Consider the following 8,425-nt stretch of genomic DNA (forward strand, 5'->3'; position numbering starts at 1 on the left):
ACTCGAACAGCTCCAATCCGAAGTTCGACGACGAGGTGGGACCGCGGTGCCGCGGGCTGGCCGCGAGGCGTTGATAGATATCAATGCTCCCGATGGAAGTCGCTATCTGGTCAAGCTCAAGACCAAACAGAGCGGCGATTGGCAGGCACAGAAGACCGACGGCGCACCTCGCAGCGTACGGATCGACGCATGGGTCTTTGTCGACGTGCACCAGCCAATCGGTAACGCCCGGGTCGTCGACGCAAAATGGATGCGCGACGACATTCAAGGACAAGTCGACGACTGGCTTGCCGCAGATCCCAGCAGAAACGTGCGAACGCAGAACCACCACAAGATCGAAGAGTTCCGCGTCGCAGAGTGGTCGGGCCGGTGGGACCTGATCGGCCTGTCCGCTGCCGCAGCGTCAGAGGGCCGCGTCACCGAAGACAATCTGGGAGCATGGGTTTTCAAGTGCAACCCAAAGGTCTGGAAGCTCGACGACTTCATCGCCGACGGTAACGACTGGATCGAGAACTGGAGTGTCGTCGAGAACTATCGTTCGGCGATGATCGGTGACGGCCAGCGCGCAATCCTCTGGGTGAGCGGGCCGGAGACGGGAAATACACCGCGCGGCATCTGGGGTCTCGGGTGGACCGTCGGACCCCGGTACCCGGTTGTCGACACCAGCGGCGACTACTGGGCGAACCTAGAGCGCCAGGCTGCGGTTGACTGGTTTGTACCGACTGACATCGTGGTGCTTGATGAGCCCATTCTGGCGGCAGATGTTCGTGCGCACCATCCTGACCTGCAGCATTTGGAGGTCTTTCGGTCACCGCAGCAAGCGAATCCATCCTGGATATCGAAACGTGAACTTGCGCTCCTCGAGGGTCTCCTGCCCGAGTGGCCTGACCGAGACGCGCAAGCAGGAGGAACGATCACGATCGGATCTGCCGGCGCAGGGTATGGCAATCCCGTGACAAACAAGATTGTCGAGGAGGAAGCCATTGCGATGGTCACCGCGCATTACGAAGCCTTGGGCTACAACGTCGAAGATGTGGGAAGCCAGAAGCTCGGGTGGGATCTGACGTGCTCCAGTAGGATCAACGGTCTTGCCCGCGTGGAGGTCAAAGGCGTTGCCGGCCAGGATCCTTTGTTCCTGCTGACGCGCAACGAACTCAGATCTGCTCGCGAGGACAAGTATTGGGAGTTGGCGATTGTGACCTCGGCTCTCACCGACCCCACGCTCGCGATCTACACGGCTGAAAACGTCATCGAACAGTCCGAAGGCTATGTCTACCAAGTCGATCTCGGCGACACGAAGCCGAAGGGTTCAGGGTGAACAGTCGAATACCAAGTGAAAGCTGAGGGCGCCAGCGATGTCGGATCCCAACCACTTGCTCGGACGCGTTCTGCGTAGCGAAGTTGATGCTTCCTCGTTGCTCGGATACCTCATTTCGCTCGATTCGGCCCCGATCCCGACGTTGCTCAACCTCGATCGCGAGATCAGTGATGTTCGTGTCGAGGTTCCGTACACGCGAAGCAGTCGGATGGACGTGGTTCTGTACGACAGCGACGGACCAGTCGCAGTTCTGGAGATCAAGGTCGCGGCGGACGAGCATGGTGACCAACTCGAGCGATATCAACAGTTCGCTCAATCGCGCGACGCCCGCTGCTACGTGGTCGACCTCGAAGGAGGTGACTCTCCTCCGAGGGAACGTTGGGAACATATCGATCTGGCCGATGCGTTCGCCTGTTTCGCCAGTTCGTCCAATGCAACTGCGCGCGAGTTCGGCTCGGCAATCGCTGCGGTATTGCAGCAATGGCAGCACCAGATGGTCGGTGCATTCGCGCGAATGGACTCGGCAGTTGTCCCAATCGTGCTGCGACAGGTCCGAAAGAGGCTGCAGGACGAAGGATACGAGACCTACGCGGGAACCACTGCTGCCGGCCAACCCATGCTGACGGCGTTTCAACCCCATCCCAGCGGGCAAGATCGGGCGTTCCTGTGTGTCGATCTCCGTTGTCAGGACAAGAGTGTCCCCACTACAGAGTGGTTGTTTCGCATCGGAGTTCAAGTGGATCGCGGAGAGCATCTGGCAGACGATCGCAAAGTCGCACATGACCTCGCGACTCGGTTAGCACCGGCGCTCACGTTGGCTGACCTCCGCGCAAGTCTCACACGTGCCGTAGGAACCGAAGTTGCGGCGGCCGTTGAGGGGACGAACCCTCTGAAGTCACCGAAAAGAGAGGCAGACTCGGTTCAGAAGTGGCTCGAAGCGGTCAACGCAGCAGGTGACGGCTCGGGCCCGCGCCACCACCCCATCTTCCACCATGACTGGGGACGTCGGCTTGCCGCACAATTCACACTCGACCCCCGTCAAGCCACGCCTGATTCGCTCGTGGAGCTGGTGAAGGCGACTTTGGGCTATCTCAACAATGCTGCCGAGCCCGGCTGCACGGCGTATGGACCTGACGCCGAGGTACGCAATGTTCAACATTAAGAGGTTGCTCGCTGCAGTCCCCACGAACTACTTTGAACTCGAATCGATAGAAGCCCAGATTTGGCGGTTCAGTCCTGAGCAGGTCAACACCTACCTTGGATGGCGATTCGTCCGTGACTACGGCGACCAGAACGTCCGGTATCCGAACGACCCGATAGAGCAGTTGCGTCTCATTGCTGCCACAGTCAAGCGAGAGTGCGCCAGGATCTATGCGTTGCGTGACGATCTTGGGTGGCGTGGTCCGCTCTCGAATCCTGAGGTGGCTCTTGCAAAGCTTGTCGCCCAAATTGATTCGTCTGATTCTCGGGATATCGATAGGGCGAACGACCTGCTCGACTCGCTAGTCGTCATCGCCATGACTAGTGACGACACGTGGGTCGACCGTGCCATCGACGTCGTCGAATCGGCTGCTGACAGCGTATCCCGAATGTCAGACAGAAACTCAGGTTCGACCCTCACATCCAACGCTCGCGAAGCTTATCGTTACGTCGCACGCGAACTCGGCAAGTTCGAGGACCGGCGATGGCTGGCTATAGTCGATGCGGATCAAATTTTGCGAGGAGAGTTTGACGAGCTTGCCAAGCTGGCAGCACAACTCGGTCCACCCAAATCGCCGGAGGAGTATCTGGATCGGCAAGTTCTCCCGCCGGGTACGCGGCCGGCGTTTCAAGAAATCAGGACTGACGACACACAGCAGGTCCGCCGCTCTCGACCGGCGGCCTATGACGAGGACAGATTGGGGGTTCTCGAACTGGTTCAGGCGAGGATGAACAAGAACGCAGGCTTGCAGTTTCGGCTTGTCCGTCCCGACCCGTCATTGAAGCCGCGTGACAATCTCAGCGGAGCGCTCGCGGACTATCATGTCCTCGTTGTCACGTCGGGCATCCTCGAGCACGCGGTGGCCGTCAGTCCGATGGCGGGTCAGGATGCGATCTACATAGTTCGAGCAGACGTGTCGAAAGAGCCGTGGCAGGACGTTCTGACAGGCACGAAGCAACGGGCGCGTGCGCTAAAAGCAAAGTCGCTTCGGGTCACAGGAGAACAAGCATGGAAGCATGAGCAAGCGGCAGAGAAGGTGGTCGCCTACCTGACGTGCGATGCCTACAGTTTTCGGACGTCATCGCCGGTGTACTACGGAGGACGCTGGTCCGTAGGAATCTACTGACGGAGCGGCTATCGGAAGGAAATCGGCAACTATCAACCGACAGCCGATCGTGCCAAATCACGGGCGCGCGGAGAGCGTCGATAGCTGATGCACCGGAGGTATAGGTAAGCGCAAGGTTGAAAGGATCGATCCAGAAGGCGGAAACTGACAAACTCTGAAGAGATGCTCAGCACCATTACTTCGTCTGTGGCACTTGCAGATTCCGGCACCCCGCATGCGGATGCTCTCGTTGATCTCGGACAAGGTTGGGTCGCCGAGGAAGCACTGGTCATTGCGATCTACGCCGCTCTCGTCTCAGGAAGCTTCGAACAAGGTGTGGTGATCGCCGTCAACCATGACGGCGACTCCGACTCGACGGGTGCAATTGCCGGCAACATCCTTGGTGCGCATTCTGGTGTTGACACCATTCCGGAGGAATGGCTCGCGTCTCTGGAGCTGCGCGAGGTGGTTAGTCAAGTCGCGATTGATCTTCTGGGTTACACGCATTGGGACCTCGATGGTCGAGATGGTGGAATGCTCTGGGGCAAGTACCCAGGTTTCTGAAGACGCCCAAACAATGGCTCGGCGGCCACATCCAGGTGATCGCCGAGTGGTTACCGAGTTCGCTTGAGGTTCCCCCCGGATAGTGGAGGGTGGTTACGCGGCCATCAGGTCCGCGGTCAGTGACATCTCGTAGTTGATCGGGCTGAGCATTCCGATCGTCGAGTGCCGCCTCGTAGTGTTGTAGTAGTTCATCCAGTTGTCAACTGCGGCAACCAACTCCGATCTGTGAACGTAGCTGTGGCGATAGTAGTGTTCGTGTTTGAACGTCGACCACAGCGATTCTGCGCCGGCATTGTCCCAGCACACCCCGGTCCGCCCCATGGAACGCCGTAGACCGTGCGGTTCACAAGCCTTCGCCATCGCATGAGCGGTGTACTGAGATCCTCTGTCCGAGTGCATAATTACGCCATCGACCCGGCCGCGGCGTGTCCGCACTGCCATCTCGACCGAATCGGTCACCAACTCTGTGCGCATGTGATCGGCGATCGCCCAGCCCAGCACACGTTTGGAATGCTCGTCCTTGATTGCGCACAGGTACATGTCACCTTCGCCGCAGGTCAGGTAGGTAATGTCCGATGTCCAGACGGAATCAATCCGGCCCTGATCGAAGTTCCGGTTGACCAAATCAGGCGGGAACGTCGCGAACGGATCGACCACCGTGGTCGGCGGTGAGAACGTGCGCGGACTGATCCCGGCGATGCCCCGTTCGGCCATGATCTTGGCGACGGTCTTCTCGGTCACCAACTGGCCTTCGGCGCGCAGCTCGGCAGTGATTCGGGGCGAGCCGTACACCCCGCGCGACTCTTTGTGGATCGATGCGATCTGCACACCGAGCTCTTCGCGGCGTTGCTTATTTGGGCTCAAATCTGTTGCTACCGTTGACTTGAGGTGTTTGTAATATCCCGATACTGACACGCCCAGCAGGGTGGCCATGCGGCTGATTGCTGTGGTGGCGCACTCCGCGGCCATCAACGCGTATTTCTCTACCGTTGATGGTTCGCCGCGAAGTACGCCGACGCTTTTTTCAAAAATGCGATGTCTTTCTCCTGCTCGGCGACCTGGCGGCGCAGCCGGGTCAGCTCATCGCGCTCAGCGGCCGTCAAAGGCTCCTGGCCGCTCTGACCCGCGGCATCGAGGCGCCGGCGTTCATCGGCCACCCAGCGGCCGAGCAGGCCTTCGTTGAGGCCCAGATCGCGTGCGACCTCGGCGATGGATCGACCTGAATCGATCACTCGATGCGCTGCATCGACCTTGTACTCGGTCGTGAACGACCGACGCTTCCGCGACATGTGAACATCCTCCCAGCGGAACCGGTGATCCCGCTATCTCGGTGTCCACTACCCTGGGTGAACCTCAGCTCATCTCGGATGGGGTTGAGGATCAACAGCTTTCCTGCTTGATGCAACATTGTAGTGACGTCTCGCTGTGGACCGGTCCGGTTGGTTGAGAGTGCTGTCCTGACCTGAGTGCTGATAGGGCGCGAAGTTACGATAGGTAGCATGAGAGGTCGTCAGCGTCATTGACGGACTGTAGAGTTTGCAGTGTGACTCTCGATGAGCTGACTGCGGCGCGGACGGCGCCGCGCTACCGCATGCCCGAGGTCTCGCGTGGTCAATAGGATCAAAGGCTTCTACGAGTACGACGATGGCCTGACTCCTGGCAACAGAAAGGGGGGCGGGCTTCATCACAACCTCTTCGACAGGGACGGCAACCTCAAAGGGAATGCCAGATTTATCCCGCATGAAGAGCAGGTCGACAAGACAGCCCCCGAAGTGATCCACGAGACGGTCTACGTGCACGAGACGATCTACGTGCACGCCCAGGAGTATGAGCAACGGCAAGCGCGTGAGCGGGAAGAGACTGCCAAGCTGATTGCCGACGTCATACGGCTGTTGGTCGCAGAGGCAACACCCCACGCCCAGCGGTTGTGGCACGAGAAGGCTCGACCCGTCATCGAGGCGCGACGCGCAAAGGCGGCTGAACGCAAGTCTCGCAAAGCAGAAAAAGCGGGCAACGCACGTACGGCGGCGGCCGAGCCGCCCGACGTAATTGAAGCAACGGTCGTGGACATCGGCCGGGAGTTGGTTGTGACCGAAGCGGTGTACCGCAGAGACATGAGCAGCGTGGAAGCGCAAGCGCGCTACCTGGCTGCGCTCGCGGCACGGGCATTCAGTGATGAGCAGATGCAGCTCGTTTCCAGTGCGAATATCGTTTATGGGGACGGCCTCGCTGATCTGCAGCGCACGCTCGCGAAGCTTCCGTCACAACAGGTCAAAGGCATCATCGAGGCCGCGGCGGCGACCCCGCCTGCGCTGAACGGCGGCCTGTTGGCCGAGCTGGCGGAGCATCTGGCGCTGGATCAAGTTGAGCCCCAGGCCATTCCCGAAGCGAAGCGAAGGGGTCCGCGATGGAGCCGTCACTGACCGCGGCGGCTTGGTTCCAGTTGTCGGTGCTGGTGTCGAGCTAGCGGTTCGTCACGGCGTAAAACAGTCCGGTCGTGTCGTCGAGAGCTCCTCGTCGGTATCGGCGAACATCACCGCGGGCTCAGCAGGCGTGTTCTCCTATCCACGTCGCAAAGACACACCCACGAGTGCCGCGGCACTGGCGCTGGGAGGTCATGGTGACGGCGGAGTCAATGCGGCTATTCCGTTGCGAGTTAAGCGGAACCTAAGTTGCGGAGTCTCAACACCCGTCGCCAAGGCTGTCTCAACGTCAGCGTTTCCGCAGGGGCACAGTCTCAACATTCGCCGATAGCGGCAGTCGGTGCTGCCGCTATCACTACTTAGGCGAATATGCGGGCCAACGAGACTAGTTCAACACATGGATGGCCTCCGGCTATGTATCCAGGTCTTTGAGTAGTTCTGACCTGCCGCCGGGTGCACTACCAAGCGTCTCGTACCTGCTCACGAGGTCGAGTTGCCAGGGCTGAGCGGTTGCGACAACTAACTCGTCCCAAGACTGTGCACTTGGTATTTGCGATGCGCGGTACGCGTCATTAACAACAGTTGCCGCTAGTGTTCCCGTCCGGAGAAGGGCTGGGATGTTTGCATGCCTGATGTGCGAGGGGTGCGCAGCGCGGAGATAGTCACCCGCCATGCTGTGGGCCGCGATCTGGGCTGCCACCTTGCCGAGCGATATTGCAGATATCAGACTGTGCGCAGCGAGTAGCAGCTCGGTACGTCGGCGCTTCTGCGGCCAGTCGAGCTCTGGTGAACCTGTCTGCGTGAGAGCCTCGGCGTGGACGTAGGTACGGATGATCACCTCAGTTGCGATGACAGTCATTGTTGGCGTAGCGATTCCGCTTCGCACGTTCCAACCTGTCCCTTGACCGAGTCCACTGTAGGCGTGAAGGGCGAAGTCCCGCACCAATTGGTTGTCACTCTCGTACAGCAACGACATTCCAGGGATCGGCAGGCTCATCGGAGTAACGACATCTGCCAACAAATGCTGCCCAAGCCGCAGCGCAGCCTCGGTGAGCGACAGATTGGGTAGGAACACCCCACCTTGGAAAACCGGGATGGCTTGCCCGTTCTGCCAACGGATTCCGCGGCACTCGCCGTTCATGACCTGCCTGATGGCTTCGATCGGTCGCGCAACATCGTGACCCGCTGACTTGACCCGGTGCGCACGTCCACCGAACCCGGGCCCCATGTAGTCGATGGGCAGTCGCTTCCCCGCTGATTCCCAACGCTGTACGGCGGCGGACTCGGTGAGCGTCTTCAGGTGATCACGCACCGCGCTGTCGATCGTCGAGTCGAACCAGGAACAGAGCAACCCGACAAGTCCTGCGGCACCGACGGCGAGGTAGTCCGACGATCTCCAAGAGAGGCGATGCTTGGTTTGCCAAAGCTCCCATGCCTCGCGCTGCGCTTCAGTCAAAGCTCCGTCGAGGTCGACCTCTTGCCAGGACCGTCGCAGCCTGAGGTCTTTGTTGAAAGACGTGAGCTCGTCGTAGGTCTGGTGGTGCGGGCTCGTCTCCAGACTCGCCGTAGGCCCGGTGGCAGGTCCCCGATAACCGGTCCAGGCAGTTCTAGAGCCAGTATCTTCTTGCAGTCGGTCAGTCGATCTCGCAGCCCACGGGGTGATGCTGGTGGGTGCATCCGGCAGCGTACTCGGCCGGGGTTCGATAGCCCAGTGCCGAATGCCGGTGTCGGTGGTTGTGGTCGGCCTTGAAGTCGCCGATGACCACACGGGCCTCCAACAGGGTGGGCCAGCAGTTGCGGTTCAAACACTCGTC

9 protein-coding genes are annotated in these 8,425 nt (G+C 59.9%); 5 read left to right on the forward strand and 4 right to left on the reverse strand.

Annotated features, from left to right (window positions below; translation table 11 throughout):
- Positions 1 to 46 precede the first annotated feature (46 nt).
- The 4 genes from B3T59_RS05565 (at position 47) to B3T59_RS05580 (ending at position 4,188) form a co-directional block, all read left to right on the forward strand.
- Complete coding sequence (locus tag B3T59_RS05565) at positions 47 to 1,318, forward strand: protein NO VEIN domain-containing protein (protein WP_287001676.1); 1,272 nt, start codon at positions 47 to 49, stop codon at positions 1,316 to 1,318.
- Positions 1,319 to 1,355: 37 nt separating this feature from the next.
- A complete protein-coding gene (locus tag B3T59_RS05570; protein WP_287001677.1) occupies positions 1,356 to 2,480 on the forward strand; it encodes a PD-(D/E)XK nuclease family protein in 1,125 nt (374 codons plus the stop codon).
- Positions 2,467 to 3,645, forward strand: a complete 1,179-nt coding sequence (locus B3T59_RS05575) for a hypothetical protein (RefSeq protein WP_287001678.1) — start codon at positions 2,467 to 2,469, stop codon at positions 3,643 to 3,645. Before B3T59_RS05570 ends, B3T59_RS05575 begins: the two co-directional genes overlap by 14 nt.
- Positions 3,646 to 3,789: 144 nt before the next feature.
- Complete coding sequence (locus B3T59_RS05580; protein ID WP_287001685.1) at positions 3,790 to 4,188, forward strand: ADP-ribosylglycohydrolase family protein; 399 nt, start codon at positions 3,790 to 3,792, stop codon at positions 4,186 to 4,188.
- Between the two features lie 93 nt (positions 4,189 to 4,281).
- Here B3T59_RS05580 and B3T59_RS05585 read toward each other — a convergent pair whose 3' ends face one another.
- Positions 4,282 to 5,220: an IS3 family transposase gene (locus B3T59_RS05585; RefSeq protein WP_287001686.1), complete on the reverse strand. Its 939-nt coding sequence runs from the start codon at positions 5,218 to 5,220 to the stop codon at positions 4,282 to 4,284.
- Positions 5,172 to 5,477 (reverse strand): transposase, encoded by a 306-nt coding sequence (locus tag B3T59_RS05590; RefSeq protein WP_287001679.1) that lies wholly within the window; start codon positions 5,475 to 5,477, stop codon positions 5,172 to 5,174. Before B3T59_RS05590 ends, B3T59_RS05585 begins: the two co-directional genes overlap by 49 nt.
- A gap of 318 nt (positions 5,478 to 5,795) precedes the next feature.
- Between B3T59_RS05590 and B3T59_RS05595 the strand changes: the two genes are divergently transcribed.
- Positions 5,796 to 6,611, forward strand: coding sequence for a hypothetical protein (locus B3T59_RS05595; protein WP_287001680.1), 816 nt, complete (start codon positions 5,796 to 5,798; stop codon positions 6,609 to 6,611).
- A gap of 412 nt (positions 6,612 to 7,023) precedes the next feature.
- Here the strand turns inward: B3T59_RS05595 and B3T59_RS05600 are convergent, their stop codons facing one another.
- Both B3T59_RS05600 and B3T59_RS05605 read right to left on the reverse strand, forming a co-directional pair.
- Entirely contained in the window at positions 7,024 to 8,067 is a 1,044-nt protein-coding gene (locus B3T59_RS05600) for a hypothetical protein (protein ID WP_287001681.1), read from the reverse strand.
- A 178-nt stretch (positions 8,068 to 8,245) separates the two neighbouring features.
- Positions 8,246 to 8,425, reverse strand: a 180-nt coding sequence (locus tag B3T59_RS05605) for an integrase core domain-containing protein (protein ID WP_287001682.1), incomplete at its 5' end; no start/stop codon positions are given.

The sequence above is a fragment of the Gordonia sp. UBA7860 genome (assembly GCF_002500165.1).
Lineage (GTDB): Bacteria > Actinomycetota > Actinomycetes > Mycobacteriales > Mycobacteriaceae > Gordonia > Gordonia sputi.